At 73.4% G+C, this 25,853-nt stretch carries 23 protein-coding genes and 1 pseudogene; 5 read left to right on the top strand and 19 right to left on the bottom strand.

All coding sequences use genetic code 11. From position 1 onward, the window contains the following. Positions 1 to 7: 7 nt before the first annotated feature. Entirely contained in the window at positions 8 to 922 is a 915-nt protein-coding gene (locus ACU6P3_RS31365) for an oxygenase MpaB family protein (protein WP_447198144.1), read from the bottom strand. Positions 923 to 1,164: 242 nt separating this feature from the next. On the opposite strand from ACU6P3_RS31365, the gene ACU6P3_RS31360 reads away from it, so the two are divergent. After that, positions 1,165 to 2,748, top strand: coding sequence for an ATP-dependent DNA ligase (locus ACU6P3_RS31360; RefSeq protein ID WP_447195167.1), 1,584 nt, complete (start codon positions 1,165 to 1,167; stop codon positions 2,746 to 2,748). Positions 2,749 to 2,796: 48 nt separating this feature from the next. Here ACU6P3_RS31360 and ACU6P3_RS31355 read toward each other — a convergent pair whose 3' ends face one another. Continuing rightward, positions 2,797 to 3,792 (bottom strand): GlxA family transcriptional regulator, encoded by a 996-nt coding sequence (locus tag ACU6P3_RS31355; protein ID WP_447195166.1) that lies wholly within the window; start codon positions 3,790 to 3,792, stop codon positions 2,797 to 2,799. A gap of 132 nt (positions 3,793 to 3,924) precedes the next feature. Here ACU6P3_RS31355 and ACU6P3_RS31350 point away from each other — a divergent pair, with 132 nt between their 5' ends. Then, entirely contained in the window at positions 3,925 to 4,887 is a 963-nt protein-coding gene (locus tag ACU6P3_RS31350) for an NADP-dependent oxidoreductase (protein ID WP_447195165.1), read from the top strand. 256 nt (positions 4,888 to 5,143) lie between these two features. Here ACU6P3_RS31350 and ACU6P3_RS31345 read toward each other — a convergent pair. The 8 genes and pseudogenes from ACU6P3_RS31345 to ACU6P3_RS31310 all read right to left on the bottom strand — a co-directional run. Then, positions 5,144 to 5,347, bottom strand: a pseudogene (locus tag ACU6P3_RS31345) (MmyB family transcriptional regulator); the annotation flags it as partial. 52 nt (positions 5,348 to 5,399) lie between these two features. After that, positions 5,400 to 6,446 (bottom strand): phosphatidylinositol-specific phospholipase C domain-containing protein, encoded by a 1,047-nt coding sequence (locus tag ACU6P3_RS31340; RefSeq protein ID WP_447195164.1) that lies wholly within the window; start codon positions 6,444 to 6,446, stop codon positions 5,400 to 5,402. 229 nt (positions 6,447 to 6,675) lie between these two features. After that, positions 6,676 to 6,930 carry a hypothetical protein gene (locus ACU6P3_RS31335; RefSeq protein ID WP_447195163.1) on the bottom strand — a complete coding sequence of 85 codons (255 nt, stop codon included), beginning with the start codon at positions 6,928 to 6,930 and terminating at the stop codon, positions 6,676 to 6,678. 578 nt (positions 6,931 to 7,508) lie between these two features. Then, a complete protein-coding gene (locus tag ACU6P3_RS31330) occupies positions 7,509 to 7,709 on the bottom strand; it encodes a hypothetical protein (protein ID WP_030740229.1) in 201 nt (66 codons plus the stop codon). 98 nt (positions 7,710 to 7,807) lie between these two features. Continuing rightward, positions 7,808 to 9,760 carry a potassium channel family protein gene (locus ACU6P3_RS31325; RefSeq protein WP_352086905.1) on the bottom strand — a complete coding sequence of 651 codons (1,953 nt, stop codon included), beginning with the start codon at positions 9,758 to 9,760 and terminating at the stop codon, positions 7,808 to 7,810. Positions 9,761 to 10,133: 373 nt separating this feature from the next. After that, on the bottom strand, positions 10,134 to 12,191 hold the full coding sequence (locus tag ACU6P3_RS31320) for an ABC transporter permease (protein WP_447195162.1): 2,058 nt from the start codon (positions 12,189 to 12,191) through the stop codon (positions 10,134 to 10,136). A 50-nt stretch (positions 12,192 to 12,241) separates the two neighbouring features. Continuing rightward, positions 12,242 to 13,051: a molybdate ABC transporter substrate-binding protein gene (modA, locus tag ACU6P3_RS31315; protein WP_447195161.1), complete on the bottom strand. Its 810-nt coding sequence runs from the start codon at positions 13,049 to 13,051 to the stop codon at positions 12,242 to 12,244. Positions 13,052 to 13,229: 178 nt separating this feature from the next. Further along, positions 13,230 to 13,634, bottom strand: coding sequence for a TOBE domain-containing protein (locus tag ACU6P3_RS31310; protein ID WP_447198143.1), 405 nt, complete (start codon positions 13,632 to 13,634; stop codon positions 13,230 to 13,232). A gap of 222 nt (positions 13,635 to 13,856) precedes the next feature. Here ACU6P3_RS31310 and ACU6P3_RS31305 point away from each other — a divergent pair, with 222 nt between their 5' ends. Further along, positions 13,857 to 14,279 carry a TOBE domain-containing protein gene (locus ACU6P3_RS31305; protein WP_447198142.1) on the top strand — a complete coding sequence of 141 codons (423 nt, stop codon included), beginning with the start codon at positions 13,857 to 13,859 and terminating at the stop codon, positions 14,277 to 14,279. Positions 14,280 to 14,377: 98 nt separating this feature from the next. On the opposite strand, the gene ACU6P3_RS31300 is transcribed toward ACU6P3_RS31305, so the two are convergent. Beyond that, on the bottom strand, positions 14,378 to 15,622 hold the full coding sequence (locus ACU6P3_RS31300) for a methyltransferase (RefSeq protein ID WP_447195160.1): 1,245 nt from the start codon (positions 15,620 to 15,622) through the stop codon (positions 14,378 to 14,380). A gap of 233 nt (positions 15,623 to 15,855) precedes the next feature. Between ACU6P3_RS31300 and ACU6P3_RS31295 the strand changes: the two genes are divergently transcribed. Beyond that, the gene (locus ACU6P3_RS31295; RefSeq protein WP_447195159.1) at positions 15,856 to 16,488 is read left to right on the top strand and encodes a GPP34 family phosphoprotein; all 633 of its coding nucleotides are present in this window, start codon (positions 15,856 to 15,858) and stop codon (positions 16,486 to 16,488) included. 16 nt (positions 16,489 to 16,504) lie between these two features. On the opposite strand, the gene ACU6P3_RS31290 is transcribed toward ACU6P3_RS31295, so the two are convergent. The 4 genes from ACU6P3_RS31290 to ACU6P3_RS31275 all read right to left on the bottom strand — a co-directional run bounded on the left by ACU6P3_RS31290 (position 16,505) and on the right by ACU6P3_RS31275 (position 19,074). Beyond that, positions 16,505 to 16,726 carry a hypothetical protein gene (locus ACU6P3_RS31290; protein ID WP_030740258.1) on the bottom strand — a complete coding sequence of 74 codons (222 nt, stop codon included), beginning with the start codon at positions 16,724 to 16,726 and terminating at the stop codon, positions 16,505 to 16,507. Further along, complete coding sequence (locus ACU6P3_RS31285; RefSeq protein WP_447195158.1) at positions 16,723 to 17,556, bottom strand: TetR/AcrR family transcriptional regulator; 834 nt, start codon at positions 17,554 to 17,556, stop codon at positions 16,723 to 16,725. The genes ACU6P3_RS31290 and ACU6P3_RS31285 overlap by 4 nt, the downstream gene beginning before the upstream one ends. Positions 17,557 to 17,864: 308 nt before the next feature. Beyond that, entirely contained in the window at positions 17,865 to 18,035 is a 171-nt protein-coding gene (locus ACU6P3_RS31280; protein WP_344285527.1) for a hydrophobic protein, read from the bottom strand. 43 nt (positions 18,036 to 18,078) lie between these two features. After that, entirely contained in the window at positions 18,079 to 19,074 is a 996-nt protein-coding gene (locus tag ACU6P3_RS31275) for a cation diffusion facilitator family transporter (RefSeq protein WP_447198141.1), read from the bottom strand. A 187-nt stretch (positions 19,075 to 19,261) separates the two neighbouring features. On the opposite strand from ACU6P3_RS31275, the gene ACU6P3_RS31270 reads away from it, so the two are divergent. Continuing rightward, positions 19,262 to 19,588: a DUF6479 family protein gene (locus ACU6P3_RS31270; protein WP_037801780.1), complete on the top strand. Its 327-nt coding sequence runs from the start codon at positions 19,262 to 19,264 to the stop codon at positions 19,586 to 19,588. A gap of 126 nt (positions 19,589 to 19,714) precedes the next feature. Here ACU6P3_RS31270 and ACU6P3_RS31265 read toward each other — a convergent pair whose 3' ends face one another. From ACU6P3_RS31265 to fdh, 4 genes are all read right to left on the bottom strand, one after another. Further along, positions 19,715 to 20,323: a flavin reductase family protein gene (locus ACU6P3_RS31265; protein WP_447195157.1), complete on the bottom strand. Its 609-nt coding sequence runs from the start codon at positions 20,321 to 20,323 to the stop codon at positions 19,715 to 19,717. A gap of 54 nt (positions 20,324 to 20,377) precedes the next feature. Continuing rightward, a complete protein-coding gene (nrfD, locus tag ACU6P3_RS31260; RefSeq protein WP_447195156.1) occupies positions 20,378 to 21,397 on the bottom strand; it encodes an NrfD/PsrC family molybdoenzyme membrane anchor subunit in 1,020 nt (339 codons plus the stop codon). A 146-nt stretch (positions 21,398 to 21,543) separates the two neighbouring features. Further along, positions 21,544 to 22,518 (bottom strand): 4Fe-4S dicluster domain-containing protein, encoded by a 975-nt coding sequence (locus ACU6P3_RS31255; RefSeq protein WP_447195155.1) that lies wholly within the window; start codon positions 22,516 to 22,518, stop codon positions 21,544 to 21,546. Beyond that, entirely contained in the window at positions 22,515 to 25,796 is a 3,282-nt protein-coding gene (fdh, locus tag ACU6P3_RS31250; RefSeq protein ID WP_447198140.1) for a formate dehydrogenase, read from the bottom strand. Before fdh ends, ACU6P3_RS31255 begins: the two co-directional genes overlap by 4 nt. Between the last annotated feature and the right edge of the window lie 57 nt (positions 25,797 to 25,853).

Here is a 25,853-nt window from a genome sequence, read left to right as displayed (position 1 = left end):
GCCCCCGTCATCTCGCCGCCCTCCCCGGACCGTCCAGTATGGCCGCCGTGCGGTGGAGTGTGTACGGGTCCGGCCGCGTGCCGGGGCCGAGTCTGGCCGTCGCCCGCAGGATGTGCTTGGGCGGCAGCTGCCAGCGCACCTGGTCCGGGACGCAGCGCAGCAGGTTCCCGGCGGTCAGCAGCCGTCGGGTGACGGTCTCCGGGCCGGGCGCGGGCCTGCCGTACAGCTCGTGGGCGTAGGGCGGCAGCGCCTGGTACGCGAGCGACGCCACCCGCCGCCAGAGCGCCTCCCGCGCCGGGACGAGCGCGCGATGGACCGGCGGCCGGCTCAGGAAGGCGTCGATGTCGCGTGCCTCCGGGCCGCAGGCGAGCTCGGGACGGACCCGATCGAAGTAGGCGGCGAGTTCGCCGGTGGAGGCGGGGGCCGCCGCCGGGTCGAGGCCGACCAGGCGGGCGGACTCGCGGTGTTCGGCGACGTAGGCGTCGGCCTGCGCGTCGGTGAGGGGTACGCCGGAGCGGCGTACGACGTGCAGGTAGGAGTCGATCTCGGCGCAGTGCACCCACAGCAGCAGCGCGGGTTCGTCGACGCCGTAGTGCTCGCCGGTGGCGGGGTCGGTCGCGGTGAGACTGCGGTGGATGCGGCGCACGCGCGCGCCGGCCCGCTCGGCGGCCTCCGTGGTGCCGTAGCTGGTGGTGCCCACGAATCCGGCGGTCCGGCGCAGCCGGCCCCAGGTGTCCTGCCGGACGTCGCTGTTCTGGAGGACGCCCCGGACGGCGCGGGGGTGCAGCGCCTGGAGGTAGAGGGCCCGGATCCCCGCGATCCACATCATCGGATCGCTGTGCAGCTGCCAGGTGACGGAGTCCGGCCCGAAGAGCCCCGGATCGGGCCGGGGCCGCACCGCGTCCCCGGCTGCCGTGCCCATGCCGTCCACGCCTGCCGCGCTCGTACCGTCCGTCTCCGCCGTGCCCATGCCGTCCATGCCCGCGGTGCTCATACCGTCCGTGCCTCCCGCTCCGGCGCCCGCCGGACTCGTACGGTCGTGCCGCCAGCGTATGCCCGTCCGCGACACCCGTGTCCGGCCGTACCGCAGCGTCCTCGGCTCCCGAGCCCCGGGTCCCGGCGGCCGGACGGGCACGGCCGCGTCGTCCGGTGCACCATGGCTGCATGCTGTTGGCCCCGCTCGCCCGTGTCTCCCGGGAGGTCGCCGAGACGTCGGCACGGTCCCGGAAGATCTCGCTGCTGGCCGAGTTGTTCCGCACGGCCGGCCCCGAGGACGTGCCCGTCGTCATCCCGTACCTGGCGGGCCGGCTTCCCCAGGGCCGGATCGGGGTGGGCTGGAGTTCGCTGAAGGACCCGCCCGCGCCGGCGGACAACGCCACCCTGACCGTGGGCGGGGTGGACCGCGCGTTCAGCGCGCTCGCGGCCGTCGCGGGCGCCGGGGCGCAGGCCGAGCGGCGGCGGCTGGTGCGGGAGTTGCTGGCGGCGGCGACCGGGGAGGAACAGCGGTTCCTGGTGGGACTGCTGACGGGAGAGGTCCGCCAGGGGGCACTGGACGCGATCGCCGTGGAGGCGCTCGCCCGGACATCGGGTGCCGGGGCGGCCCGGGTGAGGCGGGCCGTGATGCTGGCGGGCTCGTTGCAGCGGGTGGCGCGGCGGCTGCTGGCCGACGGGCCGGAGGCGCTGGAGGAGTTCCGGCTGACGGTGGGAAGCCCCGTCCTGCCGATGCTCGCGCAGAGCGCGGGGAGCGTGGAGGAGGCGGTCGAGCGGCTCGGCGACTGTGCCGTGGAGGAGAAGCTGGACGGCATCCGGGTGCAGGTGCACCGCTCCGGTACGACGGTACGCGTCTTCACCCGCACCCTGGACGACATCACGGACCGGCTGCCCGAGGTGACGGCGCTCGCCCGGCGGCTCGGCGGTGACGGGTTCGTGCTGGACGGCGAGGTCATCGCGCTGGACGAGGAGGGCAGGCCACGGCCGTTCCAGGAGGTCGCGGGGCGGGTCGGGTCCCGCACCGACGTGGCGTCCGCCGCGGCGGCGGTGCCGGTGTCCCCGGTCTTCTTCGACGTCCTCGCGCTGGACGGCCGGGACCTGCTCGATCTGCCCCTCGCTCGGCGGCACGAGGCGCTGGCGCGGCTGGTGCCGGAGCCGGTGCGGGTACGGCGGGTGGAGATCCGCGGCCCGGCAGGACCGAGTGGGCCGGGTGGGCCACCTGGTTCCCCGGGCGGGGCCGAGGCCGCGGAGTTCCTGCGCGGGACACTGGAGCGGGGGCACGAGGGCGTGGTGGTCAAGGCACTTGACGCCCCGTACAGCGCGGGCCGACGGGGAGCCGGCTGGCTGAAGGTGAAACCGGTGCACACACTGGACCTGGTGGTGCTCGCCGCCGAACGGGGCCACGGCAGGCGCACCGGCACGCTGTCCAATCTGCACCTGGGCGCGCGGCGGGCGGACGGTTCGTTCGCGATGCTCGGCAAGACGTTCAAGGGGCTGACGGACGCGATGCTCCAGTGGCAGACGGAGCGGCTGCGCGAACTGGCGGTGGCGGACGACGGTTTCACCGTGACCGTCCGGCCCGAGCTGGTGGTCGAGATCGCGTACGACGGCCTGCAGACCTCCTCCCGCTATCCGGCGGGCGTGACGCTGCGCTTCGCACGAGTGGTCCGCTACCGGGAGGACAAACGGGCGGAGGACGCGGACACGGTGGACACGGTTCTCGCCGCGCACGGCCGGCCGCCGGGCGGCCGCACCTGACGCCTCGCGCACCGGGCCCCGTCCGTGGGCTGTCCGAAACGCACGGGCTCACGTCATCCGGAGAGGTTCTGTCCTGGCCGGCCCTGGGGCGCGGTGGGCGCGGCGGTAGGCCAGTGGGGACAGGCCGAGGTGGGTGTTGAAGTGCTTGCGCAGCGCGACGGGGTTCCCGAAGCCGCAGGCCGTGGCGATCCGCGCGACGGTCAGGTCGCCGGATTCCAGCATGCCGCGTGCCCGGGTCAGCCGGCTCTGCAGCAGCCATTGGAGGGGGCTGGTGCCCACCTCGGCGCGGAAGCGCCGGGTGAACGTGCGCTCACTCATGTGGGCGTGGCGGGCCATGTCCCGCAGCGTGAGCGGCTCGGCCAGCCGGTCCAGTGCCCACTGGCGGGTGGCCGAGGTGGAACGGCCGGCATCCTTCGGCACCGGGTGCTCGATGAACTGTGCCTGTCCGCCTTCACGCCATGGAGCCACCACGCACCGTCGCGCCGCGGAGGTGGCCACGGTCGTGCCGTGGTCCCGGCGGACCAGATGGACGAACAGGTCGATGCCGGCGGCCCCGCCGGCAGCTGTCAGGACGCGTCCGTTGTCGACGAACAGCACGTTCGGATCCACCTCGACATCAGGGAACAGGCGGGTGAACCGGTCGCACAGCGCCCAATGGGTGGTGGCCCGCTGTCCGTCCAGCAGGCCGGCCGCCGCGAGCAGGAATGCCGATGTGCACAGGCTGACGATGCGGGTTTCGGGTCCGATCCGGGCGAAGGCCGCGACCAGCCGGGCGGGCAGCTCGCCGGTGGCGAGCAGGTGTTCGTCGGGCTCCTGGGTGGCGATCACTACGGTGTCCGCACTGTCCAGGAGTGACTCGTCGTCGTCGACGATGATCCGCATGCCCTCGTTCGTACGGACGGGCCGGCCGCCGAGCGAGCAGGTCGTCACGGAATAGAGCCGTGTCCCGGCCGGATCGAGGGCCTCGTTGAGCACCCGGGCCGCGATGCCCAGGTCCATCGGCACGACCCCGTCGAGGGCGAGAACGGCGACACGATGCGGCATGGCCGGAATGGTACGACAGGTGGCCGCGCAGCCACTCACGGCGTCCCCCCGGCGTCGGCGAGGCTGAAGCACGTGCCCGGGCCTCTGTCCCGGGGCCGAAGAACATGCGAAGCGGATATGAGCGAGGAAGACATGAGCGAGCAGACGATGCGCGCCGTCACCGTCGAGGGGTTCGGTGGACCGGAAGTGCTGACCGCCGGCCGGGTCGCGCGCCCCGAGCCGCTGCCGACCGAGGTGCTGGTGCGCGTGCACGCCGCCGGAATCAACCCGGTGGACTGGAAGACCCGTGCGGGCCACGGTATGGCCGGGCTGCAGACGCTGCCTCTGATCCTCGGCTGGGACGTTTCCGGCGTCGTCGAGGAGGTCGGCTTCGGTGTCACCACGCTCGCGCCCGGCGACGAGGTCTATGCCATGCCGTGGTTCCCGCGCCCGGCCGGCGGGTACGCCGAGTTCGTCACGGCACCGTCCCGCCAGTTCGCCCGCAAGCCGGTCTCGCTCTCGCACGTCGAGGCCGCGGCGCTGCCGCTCGCGGCGCTCACCGCCTGGCAGGCCCTGGTCGACACAGCGCGCGTCACCCGCGGGCAGCGGGTGCTGGTGCACGCCGCGGCCGGTGGTGTCGGGCACTTGGCGGTGCAGTTCGCCAAGCACCTTGGCGCCGAAGTGATCGCGACCGCCCGCGAGCCCCGGCACGCCTGGCTCAAGGAACTGGGCGCGGACGAAACGATCGACTACACCCTGCAGCGGTTCGAGGAGGCCACCGGCGAGGTCGATGTCGTCATCGACCTGATCGGCGCCGCCGATGACACCGACGTGCGGTCGGTGCCGGTGACCCGGCCCGGCGGCCTGATCGTCTCCATCCCGGGAGGTGTCTCGGACGGCCTGGCCGCCGCGGCCGGACAGGCGGGTGTGCGCACCAGCCCGCTGCTGGTCGAGCCGGACGCCGCCGCTCTGGCGTCCATCGCCCGCCTGGTCGACTCCGGCACGGTCCGGGTCGAGGTCGAACGCAGCTTCGCCCTGGAACAGGCCGCCGAGGCGCACCGGCTGGGGGAGACCAACCGCACCCGCGGCAAGCTCGTGCTGGAGGTGGCGCGGTGACGCCGATGACCGCACTCGTGGTCGGGGCACCGGGGCCATGGGCAGCCGGGCCGCCCGCGCCCTGGCCGCACGGACCGGCACCGTCGTGCGGATGCCGACCCGCGACCCGTCGTCGGACCGGGCCCGTGCCCTCGTTGACGACGGTGGTCCTGCCCAGGAGGACGTTTCGAAGGCCGCGGTCACGACCACCAGGCCTGGGACCGCAAAGCCGTCAGTGTTGAGGCGGTCCCGGCGGTGGTGGGTGGGCGTTGTTGAGTTACTCGCGGACCTGAGCGTTCGCTGTGGGATGCGCGTCACCGCGGTCCGCGCCCAGGCCCGCGAGCAGGCGCAGGCCGTCCTCGGCGGGGCTGCCGGGTGCCGCGGACAGCACCAGCAGCTCCATGCCCGATTCGTCCGGTAGTGCGAAGTTCTCCTGGTGCAGTTCCAGCAGTCCGACCAGCGGGTGCTGGTACGCCCTGCGTCAAGTGGGCAGGGCATGTGAATACGATGTCCGGCCCCGGTCGGCCCGACTCCTACTGCTGTGCCGTGGCGCGCGGAACCACCGACGAGAGCACCGTCGGCAGCGTGTGCCAGTCCGCCGAGATCAGGCTGGCGTGGCGCTGGGCGAGCAGGGCCAGCCGGTCGCGCGCCTGCTGCTCGGTCGGGTTCTTGCCGTCGATGGCCGGCGCCACGTTGTGCGCGTCGGTCATCAGGAGGAAGTAGTTGCGCTGCGCGTACCACGCGGTGTCGAAGCCGGCCGCGGCATAGGCGGAGGCGTCCCCGTCGAAGAAGACGAACCAGGGCCTGATCGAGGCGTCCTTGTACCGCGTGCGCGGGTCCCCGGCAGCGGCGCGGTGGACGGCGGGGAAGGCCGCGGCCTCCGGCAGCCGCCCGGCCGCCTTGAGGTCGCGCAGGTGGGTCGCGTACTCGACATCGGTCCACAGGGTGTCGAGCGGGTTCTGCTCCTCCACCGTGCCGGGGATGAGTTCGACCACGAACTTGCCCGCCAGTTCGGCGCGCGTGGCCCACGCGCCGGCCTGCGCGGCCTTGTCGAGATCGGCGTGGTCACCCGCCAGGTCCGCCGGGCGGTACAGCGCGTCGCCGAGCTTCGCGCCCAGGAGCGCGTCGAGGGCGGCGGGGCCCCGGCCGTTCTGGCCCAGGAATCCGTCTTTCATCTCCATCTTGAGGACGATCGGCCGGTGCCCGGGGTTGGCGTCGTGCCAGGCTCTGATGTCGGCGAGGCAGCCGCCGAGGTCACGGTTGCGCGACTTGGTGCGCAGTTCGGCCGCGTCGGCGGCGTTCTCGCAGTTGTTGTCGTTGCCGAGCGGATTGCTGTGCGACACCCGCCAGGAGGGGCCGAACGCATTGGTCCAGACGTCGAGTTCGAGCATCCCCGCACCGGAGTCCAACGCGTCCGCGAAGTAGGGGAAGGTGGCCTTCTCGTACGCGTTGTGGACGCCCACCCCGGTGCCGGACGGGTACGACAGCCCGTCGGTGTCCGCCGCGCCGGCCGGCGTGGCGGTGAGGGCCAGGAGCGCGGCGGCACCGGCCGCCACCGTGGTGCGAAGAAGCTGGACCATGTCCGTTGTTCCTCCCGCTACACATGTCTAGGTCATGTCAATTCGAGAGGAGCGTACGGGAGTTCGGTGACGCGCGCGGGGGATACGAGCTTACGGAACCGATCGATCACATGGCCGCTTCACGAGACGCGCTTCACGAGACGCGGTTCACGAGACGCGGTTCATGGGAGTCGGTTCATCGGCGGCAGGAACCGGGCCAGGACGACGGCCCGGCCGCCATGACGCGCCATCAGCGACTCGGCGTACCGCCACGCGGTGTCAGGGATACGCCGCCCCGGCCGTCCGGTGCGCAGTCGACGGCCCAGGAGCCTGCCGGTGCGGTGGGCGAGGAAGTCACCCGCGACCACCGCACCGGCCGGCGTGCTTCGGCTCGTGACGCGGTCAGGGCGCGGGCCGTGCGGGAGCCGAGGTAGGCGAAGTGGGTGAGGACGCCGCCGGGGTGCAGCAGCTCCATGTACCGGGCCATGATGCGGTCGACCTGCACGGGGTGAAGTTGGTCGGCGGGAGGCCGGAGACGATCACGTCGTAGCGCCGGTCGGTGCTGAGGTGCTCGACGTACGTCCGGTGCACGGCCACCTTCGGGGACGCGCCCGCCAGGTGGGGGTGCGCGGCGACGAGGTCGCGCAGTCGCGCGGCGAAACGCGGAGTCTGAGCCTGATCACCCTGCACACCGGTGTCCTGGCCACCAGGAGCGACACGCTGCCGGCGCCGGTCGTCGAACGCCTCGGCCTGCTGCGGGCCGCGTCCACCGAGGCCCTGGCCGACCCGCGGGACGTTCTCGGTGCCCCGCGCGACCCCGGACTCCGCCCCGACGGAGTCCGCGCTCGCACCCGTCGTACGCGACGCGCGGGAACTCGTCGACGAGGCAAGGACCGCCGGGCAGCACGTCGGGCTGACGGTCGACGGTCTTCCTGAGCGTGCCCGCCCTCCTGGCCCGCGACGCGGGATGAACCGAACCGCCTCATCAGGGGGCCTCGCACCATGCCCGTCCGGGTCGCGCGGCCCGATCGGACGCTCGTGGTGCGAGGACCCCTTTACCGCCCCGGGCCGACGGCGGCGGGCTCAGGGCAGCTGCTCCTCGATCGCCGCACGGCCCCTCTGGGCCAGCCGGCGCTCGGCCCACTCGATGTTCTCCGGGGTGAGATCGCGCCCCGAGGCCAGCGCGAGGTCCTCCGCCGTGATCTCGTCGCAGGCGCCGGTGTGCAGCAGCCGGTCCGGGGTGATGCCCTCGCCTTCCGGCCGCGCAGCGGACTCCGTGTTCATGCCGCCTCCTCGTTCGTCCGGTGCACGCCATTCTCGTGCCCGCCGGACGGGCTCGCATCCCCGTCGCACACCGTCCGCCCGGCCCGGGCCCGGGCCGCTCAGATTCCGCCCGGCGGCCTGCGGGCGCGCGACGCCGACCGGCGTCCCAGGAGTTCCGCGAGACCCCGGCGGGTCGCGGCGAGCACCACGCGGTCCCGTGCGTGCAGCACGTAGCCGGGATGCAGATCCCACACCAGCCCGGCCGGCCGGCGTTCCTCGTGGTCCAGCCGGATGTCCGCGAGATCGGGCACCCGGTCCCCCGGGCCCGCGGTGTCCAGCGCGATGATCCGCCAGGCGCCGGGGCGGAACACCTCGCCTATCGTGCGCCCCTCCAGCCACGGGTGCCCCGCCACGTCGATCGCGGCGACCAGCAGCACCTTGCGCTCCACCGGAATGGCACCAAGGATCTGACGCCCCATCATGGCGATGGCGAAGGCCGGGGCCGCGAGGGTGGAGACGCTGCGGCTGCGGGTGAGCGCGCCGGGGTGCACGGTGCGCATGGTGCGGTAGACGGCGGTGGCGAAGTCGTCGTCGTAGACCCGCAGGGCGACCCGCAGGCCGGGCGCGAGCGAGCGTGCGTACAGCGCGGCCTCGAGGTTGATGATGTCCGCGCTGGTCAGCGCGAGCAGCGCGTGCGCCCGCTGGATCTTGGCCGCCTCCAGCACGCCTTCCTGCGTCACATCGCCCACGACGGTCGGTACCCGCAGGCTGCGCGCGAGCGGGATGCCCCGGGCCTCGGGGTCCTCCTCCACGCAGACCACCGGGATGCCCAGTTCGCGCAGGCGCACCAGCACCCGGCTGCCGATCTTGCCGAGCCCGAGCAGCACCACATGGCCGGACAGCCCGCGCGGCGGGCGGCGCAGGGACGCCGCCGTACGGAACGTACCCAGGGCCTCCAGGACGGCGGCCAGCCCCACGGGAAGCAGCAGCAGCCCCGCGGTTCCGGCGAGCAGTTGCAGGATCTGCCGGTCGGCGGGCTCGCCGACCGCCGGTTCGTTGATGGCGAAGAGATCCAGCAGCGTCAGGTAGATCGCGCGCACCGGGCCGGCGTCGGTGACCAGCCACGAGGTCAGGGCCAGGGCCAGGACGGCGGCGACGATCCCCGCGAAGGACCACCGCAGCCTGCGGGAGAACAGCGAGGCCAGCGACGCGCCCCGGCCCGAGAACCGGCCGGGCGGCAGATCGGGCCCCGCGTGGGACACGGCCTCCAGGACGACCGTCCCGCGCCCGGTCGCGGCGGCGGCACTGGCGTCGTCGGGCAGCAGCCGCGGGCCCTCCTGTCCGCTGTTGTCGGAGCCCTCCGTGCCCGCGGGGTCGCTGCTGGTGGCGGAGAGCAGGGCGAGGGTGCACAGCCCCGGGTCGGCCACCTCGCCGGGGCCGGGAGGGTTGCGTTCGACCGCGCGCAGCATCAGGCCGTCGGCCCTGATCACCTTGCTGGTGCCGGCGACGGCCGTGGCGGCGAGAGCGGGCGCCGCCGTGTCGGCGTCGGACAGGACGGTGGTGGAGGCGTCCAGCCTGGCGGCGTCCAGTCCGGGAGCCGCGACGGCCGCCGCCTGGTCGAGCAGTTCCTCCAGGTGCTGGCCGAGCTTGCGGTTGTACATCCGGATGACGAGGCGCAGTTGCGGGTTGAGCCGCCGGGCGGCCAGCGCGGCCCGGATGTTGACCTCGTCGTCGTCATGCACGAGGGCGAGGGCCGCCGCTTCCGCCACCCCGGCGTCCACCAGCGCCTCCTCGTCCAGGTCCGGTGCCTCCAGTAAGCCCCGGCGCTCCCCCGCGCCCGCCGGGTCCCTGCCGATCCCGCTGCCGGCTCCGGGGCCGGGCGCGGCCGTACGGGTCACGGCCGCGGACATCCGGCCGAAGAAGGAGGAGGCCCGGCCGAGCCCGGCGGCCGGGTCGGCGGGACGGCGGGAGGCGCGGGCGGGCGGGACGACGAGCACGACCTGCTCGCCGTAGACGTCACGCAACTCGCCCGCCAACCGGTGCGCGAGTGTGTCGTCGCCGCAGACGATCATGTGACCCGCCGGCAAGCCGTGCTGTACCTGAGGAGGAAGTGAGGACACGGTCACAGTGTGCCGAATACCGAAGGGGACATGACACACCCACCCCCGGAAGCGGGGTCCTGACCGGGCCGTTCCCGGTCGACATCGCCTTCCCCCGGGGCGAACTGACGGCCGGTCGGCGCAAGGGGCGGCCCGGGCCACGGTGCGCCGGACGATTCCCCGGCAGGCCCGTTCGACGGTCGGCCGGGCGATGTTCCGGAGCCCTGTGCCGCCGGGCGATCGGGCGGTGCGACGCGGCCCCGCGTCCCCGGGGCTTGCCGCCCGCTTCCGCCCGCTGCAGCCCGCTGCCGCCCGCTTCCGTCCGCTGCAGCCCGCTTCCGTCCGCTCAGAGCGGGACGATGGTGACCTCGGTGGCCTTCACACTCGTCCAGACCGGCGCGCCGTCCGCCAGGGCGAGTTCGGCGGCGGCCTGGGGGGTGATCTCGGCAACGAGGTCGGGGGCCTCGTCGGAGGTGATCAGCACCCGCAGTCTGCTGCCGAGGGAGGTGATCTCGGCGACCGTGCCCCGCCATACGTTGCGAGGGCTGCCCCCGGGGCGTTCGCGGTGCACGGAGACGGCCTCCGGCGCGATGACGGCCAGCGCCTCCGCGCCGTCGGGCAGCGGCTCGGCTACGAGCAGCCGGCCGCCGTCGGCCGGCTTCAGCCCGTCGGACCCGAACGTTCCCGGCCAGGCGTTGCGCCCCAGCATCCGGGCCACCCAGGGCGAGCGGGGATTGCGGGCCACCTCGGCCGGCGAGGCGTCCTGGAGCGCCCGGCCGGCGTCGAGCACGAGGACCCGGTCGGCCAGGGAGACCGCCTCCACCGGGTCATGGGTGACGATCAGGCAGACGCCCCCGAAGCCGTCGAGATGGCGGCGCAGGGTGTGCCGTACCTGGGCCCGGGTGGTCTGGTCGAGGGCGGCCAGCGGCTCGTCGAGGAGCAGCAGCCGGGGACGGGCGGCGAGCGCGCGGGCCAGCGCGATGCGCTGCGCCTGCCCGCCGGAGACCTGATGGGGCTTGCGGTGCGCGAGATGGCCGACGCCGAGGCGGTCGAGCCATTCGCGGGCGCCGCGCCGCGCCTCGGCACGGGAGACGCCATGGGCCCGCAGCCCGTACGCCGTGTTGGCGAGAGCGCTCAAGTGCGGGAAGAGCGCGCCGTCCTGCGGTACCCAGGCCACCCCGCGGCGGTGCGGCGGCCGGGCGGTGACGTCCAGGCCGCCGAGCCTGAGCCCGGCGTGCGCGCGGGGGGTCAGCCCGAGGAGGGCGCGCAGCAGCGTGGTCTTCCCGGCGCCGTTGGGTCCTACGACGGCGATGGTGGTGCCGGGCTCCGCTTCGAGGGTGAGCGTGGTGAAGCCGGTGACCTCGGCGCTGAGCCGCCACTCCTCGCGGGGTACGGGGGTCACGGGCGCGGCGACGCCGGGCGCCGGGACGGTGGTGTCCGTCCGGCGCCCGTCGGCCGAAGGCGTCAGCGCGTCGGGAGCGGTCGTGGCGACGGGAGCGGTCGGTGCGTCGGCGGGGTCGGTCGCGAGGGCCCCCGGCCCGGGGCCTCCGGCCCGGTCGGCTCCCCCGGACCGGCCGGCTCGTCCGACCCGGCCGCCACGGCCGGCGGGCCCGCCGGCCCAGCGGCCGCGCAGAGCGACCAGTACGGCCATGGCGATGGCGAGCAGCAGCAGCGAGACGGAGGTCGCGGCCTCGGGCGAGTCCTGGAGCAGCAGATAGACCTGGAGCGGCAGGGTCTGGGTGGTGCCGGGGAGATTGCCGGCGAAGGTGATCGTGGCACCGAACTCGCCGAGTGCCCGGGCCCAGGTCAGCGCGGCGCCCGCCGCGAGACCGGGGGCGACCATCGGCAGGGTCACGGTGCGGAACACCCGTACCGGCGAGGCCCCCAGCGAGGCCGCGGTCTCCTCGTACGCGGGCCGCAGACCGGCGAGCGTGCCTTCGAGGCTGATGACCAGGAACGGCATCGCGACGAAGGTGGCCGCGACCACGGCGCCCGAGGTGTGGAAGGGCAGGGTGATGCCGAAGGTGTCCTCCAGCCAGGGTCCGAGCAGCCCGCGGCGGCCGAAGCCGAGCAGCAGCGCGACACCGCCGACGGTCGGCGGCAGCACCATCGGCAGCAGGACCAGTGAGCGCACCAGCGCCGCGCCGGGGAACCGCACCCGGGCCAGCAGCCAGGCCAGCGGCACGCCCAGCAGCAGTGACAGCCCGAGTGCCCAGAAGGAGACGAGCAGCGAGAGCTTCAGCGCCTCGACCACGCCGGGGCTGGTGAGGTGCGTGCCGAGTTCGCGCCACGATGTGCGGGCCAGGACGCCCGCCAGCGGCAGCAGCAGGAACGCGATCGCTATCAGGGCGGGCACCGCGAGTGCGACGGGCGCGCCGACGGAACGGCGGTGGGGGCGTCTCATCGGGGCGCCGCCTCGCCTTGGTCCAGGTGGTCGGTGGCCGGCGCGACGGGTCACGGCTTCTGGAAGCCCGCGCCCTGGAGGATCTTCTGCGCCTCGGGCCCGCTGAGCCAGGTGACGAACGCCTTGGCGGCGTCGCTGTTCCCGGACGTCTTCAGGGTCGCGGCGGGGTACGAGGCGATGGCGTTTTGCGTATCGGGGATCGCGACGGAGTCGACCTTGCCCGTCGCGGTGGCCACGTCCGTCCGGTAGACGATGCCCGCGTCGGCCTCGCCCAGTTCGACCTTGCTGAGCACGGCGCGGACGTTGGGCTCCTCCGAGACCGGCCGTACGGTGACCTTCTGGGCGTCCAGCACCTGTCGGCTGTAACGGCCGACCGGTACCTCGGGCGCGGCCAGGACCACTTTCAGCCCGGGGTCCGCAAGGTCCTTCAGCGAGCCGACCCGGTCGGGGTTGCCCTTCGCCGTGGCGATCACCAACCGGTTCTTGGCGATGACCGTCGGCGTGCCGGTGTCCGCCCGCAGTCCGTCCATGGTCCGGGTGTCGGCGGTCACGATCGCGTCCGCCGGCGCGCCCTGCTCGACCTGTGCGGCCAGTTCCTGCGAGCCGGCGAAGGAGAAGGTCAGCTTCGTGCCCGGGTGCTCCTTCTCGTACGCGGCTCCCGCCGTCGTGAAGACGTCGGTGAGCGACGCGGCGGCCAGCACCGTCAGCTTCGCGGCGGGCGCGCCGCTCTTCGCGGCGCCGCTGCCGCCTCCCGCGTCCGTACCGCTGTCGTCCTTGCCGCCGCAGGCGGCGAGGGGCAGCACCAGGGCGGCGGCCGTGAGCACGGCGGCGGCGCGGCGGCGGGTCAGGGTATGAGGCACGGCAGGGACTCCTCGACGGTAGGGGCTCCGACGGCTCCGCCGAGGAAGTGCCGGGGGAGCACCAGGGGCGCAGGACGGGTGGGACCCGGTCCGGGCTGCTGCCCGGACCCGCGGCCGGCCGGGGCCGGCGGAACGGTGGTACGGGCGGACGGGGCGGTGAGCGGGGGCGACGGGTCCGTCAGGGCCGGTCGATGTGCACGTTCGTCGACTTCACCCGGGCGGTGGCCGCCATGCCGACCTCCAGACCCAGTTCCTCCACGGCCTCCCGGGTCAGCAGGGAGACCAGCCGGTGCGGCCCCGCCTGGATCTCCACCTGCGCGGCCACGTCCCCGAGGGTGACGGCGGTGACGATGCCGGGGAAGGCGTTGCGCGCCGAGGTGTACGACGCCCCCTCCTCGTCCGTGCCGGCCTGCGCGACCTCCACGGAGAACGCCGCCAGCGCGGGGCCGTCGATGACGCGGCGGTCCGCGTCGTCGCGACGGGTCGCGATCCGGCCCGCGTCCGCCCAGCGGCGCACGGTGTCCGGGCTGACACCGAGCAACCGGGCCGCCCGGCCGATGGAATAGGACTGCATGTGCGACAACATAGGCCGGAATCCCTCGCATTTACAAACCTGGCTGCTTTTCCTCCTGGCAGATACGGGACATCCGACGATGACGGCACCCTGCGGGAAACGCAGGTCCGCGCCGACACCGCCTCACGCACGTGCCGGACAGATCACGACTCCTGTGCGAAAGTCGAAATAATGATAAATCCGGCATCCCGCTCCCCTGTGATCTCTCGCGAGGCGAGGTACCCCATGAGCCTGAGTCTGAGCATCCGCAACCAACTGCCCGGCACCGTCACGGCCGTGAGCCTCGGGGCGGCCGTCGCCGTGGTCACCGTGCGCCTGGACGGCGGTCAGGCGATCACGTCGGCCATCACCCGGGAGGCCGTACAGGAGCTGGACCTCATTCCGGGCCGGACCGTCCGGGCGCTGGTCAAGGCGACGGACGTCTCGCTGGCGGCCGGACCGGTCACGGGGCTGAGCATCCGCAACCACCTTCCCGGCACGGTCGCGCACATCGCCGCGGACGTCGCCATGGCGGCGGTGAAGGTCGCCGTACCGGGCGGGGAACTGACGGCCGCCGTCACCAAGGAGGCGGTCGACGACCTCGGGCTCTCCACCGGTTCGGCGGTCACCGTACTGGTCAAGGCCACGGAGGTCGCGCTCGCCGCCATCGGATGACGCGGCGGAGGGTTCCCGGGCCGAGGGTCGCGGTGTGGCCGTCGCGGCCCGTTCCCCCACCGCCCGCCCGCACTGTCCGTCCGGCGACACCGGCCGGGTCAGCGTTTGACGGCCCGCAGGACGACGAACTTGGGGTCGCCGGCCACCGTCTCGCAGTTGCCGAACAGCCGTCGCAGCTTGGCGTGGTAGCCGAGGTGGCGGTTGCCGACGACCCACAGCTCGCCCCCGGGACGGAGCGCGGCGCGCGAGCCCGTGAACATCCGCCAGGCCGTGGCGTCGGTCGTGGCCTGGTGCGCGTGGAACGGCGGGTTGTTCAGCACCAGGTCGACCGTCGCCGCCGGCACGTCCGCCAGGCCGTCGCCGAGCAGGAATTCCGCCGGCGCGCCCGGGTCTACGTTGGACCGGAAGGTGGCCTCGGCCGAGGCCACCGCCGAGAACGACTCGTCGATGAACGTCACCCTGGCCGCCGGGTTGTCCAGCGCGGCGGCGGTGCCGATCACACCGTTGCCGCAGCCCAGGTCGACCACGTGCTCGGAGCCCCGGCGGCGGGGCAGGTGACGCAGGAAGAAGCGCGTGCCGATGTCGAGCCGCTCGGCGCAGAAGATGCCCGCGTGGTTGACGACCGTACGCCCGGACACGGGGCCGGCGTCGGCGGGCAGCGGGTACCGGTGCGGCCAGGGGCTGGGCGCGGCCTCCCGGCCGGCCTCGGGGGCGCAGAAGATCAGCCGCGACTTCCTGACCGCGAGCGAGGTTCTGGTCGGGCCGAGGATCCGTTCGAACAGTCGCAGTGTGGACGTGTGGATCTCGGTGACCCGTCCTGTGCCGACGACCACGGTCCCGGCGTGCACGGCCGGGGCGAGCCGGTGCAGCTGGTCCTCCAGCAGGGCCAGACTCTTGGGGACCCGGACCAGCAGGACGTCCATCCGTTCCGGCGGGGTGTCCCGTACGGACAGCAGTCGCACCGCGTCCTGGCCTACTCCGGCGCGCCGCAGATTGGCGCGGGTGGCACGCTGGGTCAGGTAGGAGTCGGTGAGCTGGACGAGCGGTCCGGTGACCAGCTGTTCGAGGCGGTGGGCGGCGACCGGTGTGGTCAGGGCGCCCCACCGGTCCCCCAGGACCACCACCGCGCCGGAGAGGTCAACGGCCTCGGCGGCGCCCTCGGGCGTCCCGCGGCCGGCCTCGTGTTCCGTTCCGGGCTCCGCCCCAGGGTCCGTACCGTCGGCTCCACCGAGGTGCCGGAGCAGATACTCGTCGGCGGTGTCCCAGGCGCGGAGGGGGTCGCGGGGATGCTCGGGGAAGCGGGTGAGACCGAACTCGCCCCAGGGTGTCGTCAAACGGTTCATCGTGATCTCAGGCTAACCGCAGTGGCAGGCCGCCCGTGCACGACGGCGATGCCATCCGTCCCGGTCCGGCGCCGACCGGACCGGAGCGACAGGCTTCCCGCCCGGCCTGCGGACCGGACGGGGCGGTCGTAGCCTGACACTGACACCGACGGTGTGCGTGAGCGCGTTCCGAACGGTGTCCGGCGGGGCCCCTGCCCACGGCCCGACCGTTTCCCATCGAGGTGGCACCAGCCATGACGACACCGCGGGACCTGATGTTCGTGGCCCTGGACGCCGCCACGGGCAACGCCGACGGCATGGAGACCAGCCGTCCCCTCGAGTGGGGCGACGTGTCGCTCGCACTCGCGGGAGCCGAACTGATCGATCTCCTCGGTGTCGAAGCCGTCCGGCTGGACGAGGACCGCCTCGTGCCGGGTCAGCGGCCGGCTCTCGCGGATCACCTGCTGGACGAGGCCGCGTCGTCGCTCGTCCGAGAGACACCGTACGAGTCGGTCGACGACTGGCTGTGGCGCAGGGGCCGTGGGCTGGCGACGGCTTATCCGACCGCCCTGGAGGCCGAAGGACAGCTCACCCGGCGACGCCGCCGGCTGCCCCTGCGGACCGGTCGAACGGTGCCGGCCGACTCCGCCGCCCACCGGCGGGCCGCGGACCGCTGGGCCGCGCGCGACCCGGTGCTCACCGCCCTCGCGGCGGCCGCCGGGATCGACGACCCGCACGCCGCGACCCCGCCGGACGTGGCCGACGACGCGGTCGCGACCGTGCTCGCCGCCGTCAACAACGCGGTCCGGGAACTGGAGGCCGTACGGCAACGCCGCGCCATCGAGCGAGCCGCCTTCGACAACATCTGGCGCGGCGACGGCCAGTGACACCCCGGAAAGACACTCACGGCCTGCGCGCGCCGTCGAGGGCGGCACGGGCCTGGCCGGGGCTCAGGACGGCGGCGAATTCGGCGCGGGCGATCTCCAGGACCCGCTCCACATCGGCGGGCGGGTGAGGGTGCTCGCGCAGCGCGATGGCCGCGGCGGCTCGGGCGAGCAGATCGTCGTCGGGGGACGCGCCGGGCCGGGACATGGTGCGCAGCACCTGGTGCCAGAGTCCGGTCATCGCGTTTCCTTCCCTTCGCCCCCGGGAGCGCGGGCGCCGAGGCCGTCCGGGCCGGTCGCCGTGCCGGTCACGGGGCCGGTCACCGGGCCGGCGGAGGCGTGCGCACCTGCGGCGCGCGCATCGGCCGCGCCGGTCGTGGTGTCGCCGGCGGGAACGCCGAACGTGGCCAGGGCGTGGCGGACCAGTTCGGTGGTGAGCACTTCTTTCGGGAGTGCGGGGCTGTGCCGGGCCCAGTGCCCCACCAGCTCGTTGGCCGCGCCGATGAGTGCCACCATGGCCAGGGTGTGGTCGCGCTCCGCGGCCTCACCGCGCGCGGCGGCCCGCTCGGCCTCGCCGGTCAGGAACTCGGCCCACAACGTGCGCCACAGCAGCCGGTGGTCGTCCACCGGGCGGCCTGCTCCCACGATGTCGACGAACGCGATCCGGGTGGCCGCCGGGTCGGCGGTCACCGCGTCGACGAAGGCGTGTCCCAGAGCGGTGATGCGCTCCCGGGTCGCGGCGGACTCCATGGCGGGGTCGCTCAGCACGGTCAGCGCGGCCTCCATGCCCGCCCGGGCGACCTCGTTGTGCAGCGCGATCAGCAGGCCCTCGCGGCTCTCGAATTCCTCGTAGAACGCGCGCACGGAGATCCGGGCGGTGGCACAGATGCGTTCGATGGAGGTGGCCCAGTAGCCACGCTCCGTGAACAGTTCCTTGGCGGTCGCGAACAACCGCTCCCGGCGTAACGCCCGGGGATCGGGAGCCGCCCGTTCCCCGGCGTCGCACGCGGGTGGCGGCGGGGTGCCCGTACGGGCGGGGGACGCGTCGGCTGATGTGCGGACCGGATCCATCGGACCTCCTGGATCGCCCGGGGAACACGCGGTGTCGTCACTGGTGGGGGCGGTTGTCGAGCATGCCACGCGGCGGACGGCGACACGCCCGTTTCGGTGAATACTCCGCGTCCGTTCGAGGTGTTCGGACACTGATCGAACGCACCGAACAGACGTCTCGTCCCCCGCCGTTCGCGCCGCTTCCGGCCGTTGCCGGCGTACCACGCTCTCGCATGACGACGCGGGTGCCCGGACGGTGTCGTCCGGGCACCCGCGTACGTCGGGCGAGAGCGAACGCCCCCTCACGGAAGCCGCTCAGGCATTACCGCTCACCAGCGGTACCAGCGGCCCCTGCGACCACCGGTGGCGGCCGGCCGGATGATGAATCCGAGCAGCCAGACGACCAGCACGATGACCGCGATCCACCACAGTGCCTTGAGCGCGAAACCCGCACCGAAGAGAATCAGGGCGAGCAGCAGAACGAGAAGCAGGGGAACCATAGTTATCAACCTCCGTCACGTCGTTTTCCCCGGGAAAGCGCGCTCATGTGCGCGCGTCCTGGATGTTTTTCCGATGTGTTCCGGGACGTTCGGGCACTCCGCACGCACCGGCCCCCGCACCGGTGGGTGCTTCCGTGATGTCGAGGAATACCTGGTCGGCCGTCGGCCATATCCCGGACACCGAGTTCTTGATACGCACACAGACGAGTTCGACCGTTTCACTGTCCAGGCCGGGTGTGAGATCGATCCTTGCCGCCACCAGCGTGGAATCGAGCCCCAGTTTCATCGTGAGCAGGCTGGCCACATTGTCGATCTCGGGTTGCGCCTCGAGCAGCGTCCGCAGCTTTCCCCGCAGTTCCGGATCCACCGCCTCGCCGATCAACTGGCCCCGTGCCTCGGCACCGAGCCGGTAGGCGATGAAGACCAGCAGCAGCCCGATCGCGAAGGACGCCGCCGCCTCCCAGAGGATGTTCCCGGTGAGCAGGTGGAGCACCATGCCGACGATCGCCAGCAGCACACCGAGCACGGCGGTCGAGTCCTCGGCGAGGACGGTGCGCAGCGCGGGATCGCGCAGACCGTCCGGTGACCCGCGCAACTGAACCAGGGCACGGACCAGCGAGGCGCCCTCGGCGAGCAGCGCGATCCCGAGCACGGTCAGCCCGACTGCGTAACCGCTGGGCGATTCGCTCTCCGTGGAGCGCAGTGCCTCGAATCCCTGGAAGAAGGAGAAGCAACCGCCCATCACGAAGATGCCGACCGCGGCGAGCAGCGCCCAGAAATACCTCTCCTTTCCGTATCCGAAAGGATGACGGTCGTCGGGCGGCCGGCGGCTGCGTCGCAGCGAGGCCAGCAGGAACACCTCGTTCAAGCTGTCCGCCACCGAATGCGCGGCCTCGGACAGCAATGCCGGCGAGCCGGTGACCAGACCACCGACGGCTTTCGCCGCGGCGATCACGAGATTGGCCACGAGTGCCACCAGAACGGTCACCCGCGTACTGCCGTCGGACGACTTTTTGTTCACTTCGGTTTCACCTTGCATGCGAGGGCGGGACGGCGTCGGCCTTTGGGCGGTGCGAAAGAGGGCCGTGAGCGCCCTGTCGGAACGAAAATCCGTGTGCCCTCGGCCCTCCGTGCCAAACGCGGATTCGCGGCCCGGGCCGTACGTCCGGGCCGCGAATCCGCGTGACGCCCGAATGACGTGGGGAGCGGCGGGTACGCGGACGACCATGAATCCTGCGGACACACTTGACGGAAGCACGGTCGTCCCGCTGGCGGCGAGCGGTCCCGGGACCGGAGTCACCGCGTTCCTGGTGGGGCTGATCGTGGTGCTCTTCCTCCTCGGCGGTTTCTGGCTGGGCCGGCGCATACGCGTCAGGGAACCCGCGCCGCCCCGCCCCTCGGAACAACCCCGGCCGCCGGCCCGCCCGACCCGTGTGGAGGAGACCACGGAGCCCTCGGACGGATTCGGAGGCGAGGGGGAACGGCTCACGCCGTACCAGCTCGGCGGACACGGCACCGAGGCCCGCCGGCCGCCGGGTGCCGACGACCGCTGACACGGACGCCCACCGGCAGCGGCTGCCCAGGGCCTGCCCAGGGCCTGGGCAGGCCGGGACCAGGGTCTGTGAACCGCGGGCCCGGCCCCGACGCGGCCGACGGCCGGCCGTGCGCCCGGTCGGCCGTCAGGTGGCGGGGTGGCCCGCCGTCAGGCCCGCCGCGTCGCTCAGGCGCAGCGGATCGCCCCGTCCCGCCCGCCGCCCGCCGCCGGTCACCGGAGTGAGCAGGAAGCCGACGTGGTCACCGCCGTCGGTACGCCCCTCCACCCGGCCGACGAACCATGCCGGCGCGTCGGTCAGCACCGGCGTCCCGCCCTGGCCCTCGTACCACCGGACGTGGCCGAACTTGTCGAACCGGTCACCGGTCCGGCCGCCGAACAGTTCGGCCAGCGCGTACTGGTCACGACCGAGCAGATGGACTCCGAGGAGCGCGGCCGAACGCGCCACGCCGAACGTGTGGTTGGCGCGGGAGATCCAGATCATGAACCGTTCGGGGCCGATCGAGCACTGGGACGCGAACCCGACCAGGCACCCCGCGCGCTCCCCGGCCGAGGCCGCGGTCACGACGTACAGCGGATAGTCCAGCAGCGGGATGAACCCCCGAACCGCTTCGGCCGCCGCCGCATCGCCCCGCGCGCCGCCGCCACCGTCGTCGTTCTCGGTGACCCCGTACGGGCCGTCGGCCGCGCCGCCGTTCGGGCCGCCGTCCGTGCCGGATTCCGTGGTGCTGTCCATACCGCTCCGCGTCCTGGCCATCGCGCCCTTCTCCGCTCCGGATCCGTCCTCGCCCTACGACGGGCCCTGCCCGTCCTCGTCGGTGGCGTGTTCTCGCTCGGCGCTCTTCCGCGCACGCGCCGCGCGCTCCTTCGCCGCCCGCTGCGGTGCCACCGTGTAGACGGGGTCCTCGGCCGAGGCGATGCCCGCCGCGAAGATCCCGAACCGGGTGCAGGCCGAGCCCGCGAGCAGCAGCGCGCCACTGCCCGCCGTGATCCACCGGCCGGTCCCGGCCGACGCGATACGCGCTCCGGGCCCGCCCCGTCCGCCACGCCTGCCGCGCCCGCCGAACAGCGCGGCACCGGCCGCCCCCGCCGCCCCGGTCACGGTGAGGACGCGCGCGGCGCGCAGCAACGCGCCCGCCCGTCCCTCGCGGTAGGTCTCCGCGACCATGCCGAGCCGGCGCTCCGCCGCCGTCATGGCGGTCATCTCGCCGGCGGCTGCCAGCGCGGCCGCGTACCGCGCCGGGGCGCTCTCGCGCGGCGGGGCGAGGACGAGGGCCATCCCGGACGCGGCGGCCGCCGCCGACGCGCTGAAGACGTACGGGAGTTCGCGGTGCGCGTCGTGCCAGGCGGGTACGGCGGTGTCGGCGGCGAGAACCGCCGTGTACGCGGCCACGGCGGGCCCGAACAGCGCCGCCGCGCCCGTGGCGGTGGCGCCCACGCGCGGCAGCCGGCGCGTGAGCGCGCAGAACGCGGCTCCGCCCGCGCACGGCCCGTACACCGCCAGCAGCCAGGACCCGACGCTCATGGGCGAGGTGGGTTTGCAGACCCTCAGCATGTTCGCGAACCGGCCGGGCCTGCCCAGATCGTGCACCAGCGCGGCGGCCGAGAGGCTGACGGCGGCGAGCGAGGAGACCTTCATCGCGGTCGCCGTGGTGGTGCGGCCGGTCAGGTGCGCGCCCGCGGCCAGCACGGAGCCGGCTCCCGCCAGTCCGCCGAGGAAGAAGTAACCGGCGATGTCCCGGGCGGCCCAGGCGGGCGCCTTGATGACGGGTCGGCCGTAGTACGAATCGAACTCGGCCCGGGGCACCATCAGTTCCTCGCCGCGCCTCCCCCGCCTCCGCCCGCGTCCGGAGCCACGGCCGCGGCGGGGCCCCTCTCCGCGCCCTTTCCCGTGTCCTTCCCCGCGCCCTTCGTCCGGTCCCGTCGCGGGCCCGCGACCGGTGGTGTCCATGCCGGTCATCGCCGTCCCCCCGCCGCGCCGGAACCGCCGCGGCCGAGCAGGGCCGGGGCCGTGAACGAGAGCGCGAAACCGCCCGCGAGCGCGAGCGCGGCGGTGGCCGCGTGCTTCCACATCGCGGGCAGGTCGCGCGTGGTGACCACCGGGTCCGGCGGCAGCCCGTACACCTCCGGTTCGTCGAGGAGCAGGAAGAACGCGCCGTCCCCGCCGACGCCGTCCGCCGGATCGTGCCCGTACAGCCGGGCCTCGGTGACGCCGGTCTCGTGCAGCCGCTCCACCCGCCGCGCGGCCCTCTCGCGCAGTTCGTCGAGCGGGCCGAACTGGATGGACTCGGTGGGGCAGGCCTTGGCACAGGCGGGTTCCTGGCCGGCGCCGAGCCGGTCGTAGCAGAGGGTGCACTTGAAGGCCCGGCCGTCCGAGGGCCGTTGCTCGATGACTCCGTACGGACAGGCGGGCACGCAGTAGCCACAGCCGTTGCAGATGTCCTCCTGGACCACGACCGTGCCGAACTCGGTGCGGAAGAGGGAGCCGGTGGGGCACACGTCCAGGCACGCGGCATGGGTGCAGTGCTTGCACACGTCGGACGACATCAGCCAGCGCAGTTCGCCGCCGCCCGCCGCCCGCCGGCCACGGTCGTCGGGGGCGTCCGCCACGAGGGGGAGTTCGGTGCGGCCCTCGGGGCCGGGAGCGCCGTCCGGGGCGGGCCGCGGCGGTGCCTGCTGCTCGATGAACGCCACGTGCCGCCAGGTGGAGGCGCCCAGGCCCTGGGTGTTGTCGTAACTCATGCCGGTGAGGGACAGGCCGTCCTCGGGGATGGCGTTCCACTCCTTGCAGGCCACCTCGCACGCCTTGCAGCCGATGCAGACCGAGGTGTCGGTGAAGAAGCCCACGCGCGGCGGCGGGTCGTCGTGGCCCGCGTCGCGCGCGGGGTCCGGTTCGACGCCGCTGAGCAGGTGGTGCGGCTGGTGCGTCACGACCGGGTCTCCGTTCCTGTCCGTGCGGTGATGCCCGCCCGCCGGCGGTACTCGGCGACCAGCTCCGGCAGCGCGGGGCCGCGCGGGCGGCGGCCGGCGACGATGTCCGCCGTCAGGGCCTTGTCCTCCTGGATGTGCGCGTTGGGGTCGAGCGCCATGGCGACGAGTTCGTTGGCGGCGTCGCCGGTGGAGACCCCGTTGGGGCCCCAGTGGAACGGCAGCCCGATCTGGTGGACCGTGCGGCCGTGCACGGTCAGCGGCCTGATCCGGTCGGTCACCAGCACCCGGGCCTCGATGGCGTTGCGTGCCGTGATGATGGTGGCCCAGCCGCCGTGTTCGAGCCCCCGTTCCGCGGCGAGCGCCGGGGAGAGCTCGCAGAAGAACTCCGGCTGGAGTTCGGAGAGGTACGGGGACCAGCGGCTCATGCCGCCCGCGGTGAAGTGCTCGGTGAGGCGGTGGGTGGTGACCACGTACGGATAGACGTCCGCACCGGGGTCGTCACCGCTGGGGTGGTACCGGTTGCCCTCGCGGGGCAGCAGGTGGCGGGTGGGCGAGCGGCTCACGGACGGGTGGAGCGCGTTGGGGAACGGGGAGTCCTGGGGCTCGTAGTGCGTGGGCAGCGGCCCGTCCTCCAGCCCGGCGGGCGCGTAGAGCCAGCCTTTGCCGTCCGCCTGCATGATGAACGGATCGTCGCCGCGCAGCGCTTCGGGGCCGCGCGCGTCGTCCGGCGGTACGTGGCCGGGGGCCAGGTCGGGGATGAAGTCGGGTACGTCCCGGCCGGTCCACCTGCCGCCGTCGCCGCTGTCGGCATCCCACCACACGTACGCCTTGCGCGGGCTCCACGGGGTGCCGTCGGGGGCGGCGGACGCGCGGTTGTAGAGGATGCGCCGGTTGGCGGGCCAGGCCCAGGCCCATTCCGCGGCCACCCAGTCCTGTTCGGTGTGGGGCTTGCGGCGGGCGGCCTGGTTGACGCCGTCCGCGTAGACCCCGCAGTAGATCCAGCAGCCGCAGCGGGTGGACCCGTCGTCCTTCAGCTGGGTGTACGCGCTCAGCGGCGACCCGTCCCGCGCATGCCCGTTGATCTCGGCGAGCACCGCGGCGGCGATCGGCTCGTCCAGCGGTCCGTCCGTGGGGTAGTCCCAGGTCAGGTCCTGTACGGGCCGGTCCATGGGGTCGGTGGAATCCGCCAGCCTCGCCTTGACGCGACGGCCGAGGTGGTACATGAACCACAGATCGCTGCGCGCGTCCCCCTCCGGCTCGACGGCCTGGTGGTGCCATTGCAGCCAGCGGTTGGTGTTGGTGAAGGAGCCGGACTTCTCGGTGTGGGCGGCGGCGGGGAAGAAGAACACCTCGGTGCCGTTGTCCTCGGTGCGCAGCTCGCCGGTCTCGGTCTCCGGGCCGTCCCGCCACCAGGTCGCGGACTCGATCAGCGAGAAGTCCCGTACGACGAGCCACTTGAGGTTCGCCATGCCGAGCCGCTGGAGCCGGGTGTTGGCGGAGCCGACGGCCGGGTTCTCCCCCATCAGGAAGTAGCCCTCGCACTGGCCGTCGAGCATGGCCATGGTCGTGTCGTACGTGGAGTGGGAGCCGGTCAGGCGCGGCAGGTGGGCGAAGCAGTAGTCGTTCTCGGCGGTGGCCGCGTCCCCGTAGTACGCCTTGAGCAGGCTGACGAAGTAGGCCCGCATGTTGCCCCAGAAGCCCTTGGCGGTGCGGCTCGCGTCGATGAACGAGTCCAGGTCCTCGTGGGCGTGCGCGTGCGGCATCGGCAGGTAGCCGGGCAACAGGTTGAACAGGGTGGGGATGTCGCTGGAGCCCTGGATGGAGGCATGCCCGCGCAGGGCCTGGATGCCGCCGCCGGGGCGTCCGATGTTGCCGAGCAGGAGCTGGAGCACACTGGCGGCGCGGATGTACTGCGAACCCACCGAGTGCTGGGTCCAGCCCACGGCGTAGACGAAGGCGCTGGTCCGGTCGCGGCCGGAGTTGGCGGTCAGGTCCTCGCACACCCGCAGGAACGTCTCGCGGGGCACTCCGCAGGTCTGCTCGACCAGTTCGGGGGTGTAGCGGGCGTAGTGGCGCTTGAGGATCTGGTAGACGCAGCGCGGGTGCGTCAGGGTCTCGTCCCGCCGTGGTCGTGGCACGGCCCGCGCGCCGCCGGAGCCATGGGCCTCGGGGCCGCCGGCCTCGTGGACGCGGCGGCGCGCCTCGGGGTCCTGCTCGCGCCGCGCGTACTGCTCGTCCGGCTCTCCGGCGGGCGCCTGGACCTCGGCGTTCTCGTACTGCCAGCTGACGGGGTCGTAGTGGTGCCGCTCCTCGTCCAGACCGGAGAAGACACCGTCGAGGTCCTCGGTGTCCCGGAAGTCCTCGCTGATGACGGTGGCCGCGTTGGTGTACGCGAGCACGTACTCCCGGAAGTCCTTCTCCTCGGTGAGAACGTGGTTGATGATCCCGCCGAGGAAGGCGATGTCGCTGCCGGCGCGCAGTGGCACGTGCAGGTCTGCGAGGGCACTCGTGCGGGTGAAGCGCGGGTCGACATGGATGATCCGTGCCCCGCGCGCCTTGGCCTCCATCACCCACTGGAAGCCGACGGGGTGCGCCTCGGCGTAGTTGGAGCCCTGGATGACGATGCAGTCCGCGTGCTGGAGGTCCTGCATGAAGGTGGTGGCGCCGCCTCGGCCGAACGAGGTACCGAGACCGGTGACGGTGGAGCTGTGGCAGACCCGCGCCTGGTTCTCGACCTGCACCACGCCCAGGCCCGTCAGCAGCTTCTTGATGAGGTAGTTCTCCTCGTTGTCGAGGGTCGCGCCGCCGAGGCTGGCGATCCCCAGGGTGCGCGCGGTGCGCAGCCCGTCCTGCTCCCACTGCCAGGTGCGCCGGCGGGTCTCCACGACCCGGTCCGCGACCATGTCCATGGCCGTCTCCAGGTCGAGCGGTTCCCACTCGGTGCCGTACGGGCGGCGGTAGAGCACCTGGTGGCGACGGGCGGAGCCGGTGGTGAGCTGGAGCGTCGCCGCCCCCTTGGGGCAGAGCCGGCCCCGGCTGACCGGCGAGTCGGGGTCGCCCTCGATCTGGACGACCCGGTCGTCCTTGACGTAGACCTGCTGGCCGCAGCCGACGGCGCAGTACGGGCAGACGGACCGCACGACGCGGTCGGCGGAGTCGGTACGGGGCCTGAGCCCGCCGGTGCGGGCGGACTTCGCCGCGCTGCCGCGCCCGAGCCGGTCCGAGCCGGTGAGCTGCCGGTAGGCCGGCCAGCCCTGGAGCAGTTCGCGGACGCCCATCGCTTCCTCCACCTCGCTCACCCTGCCCGTAGGCCGTGTTCCGCGCGCCCGACGCTT

It is taken from the genome of Streptomyces hebeiensis, from assembly GCF_052983195.1.
This window is presented reverse-complemented; position numbering and strand designations above follow the sequence as displayed.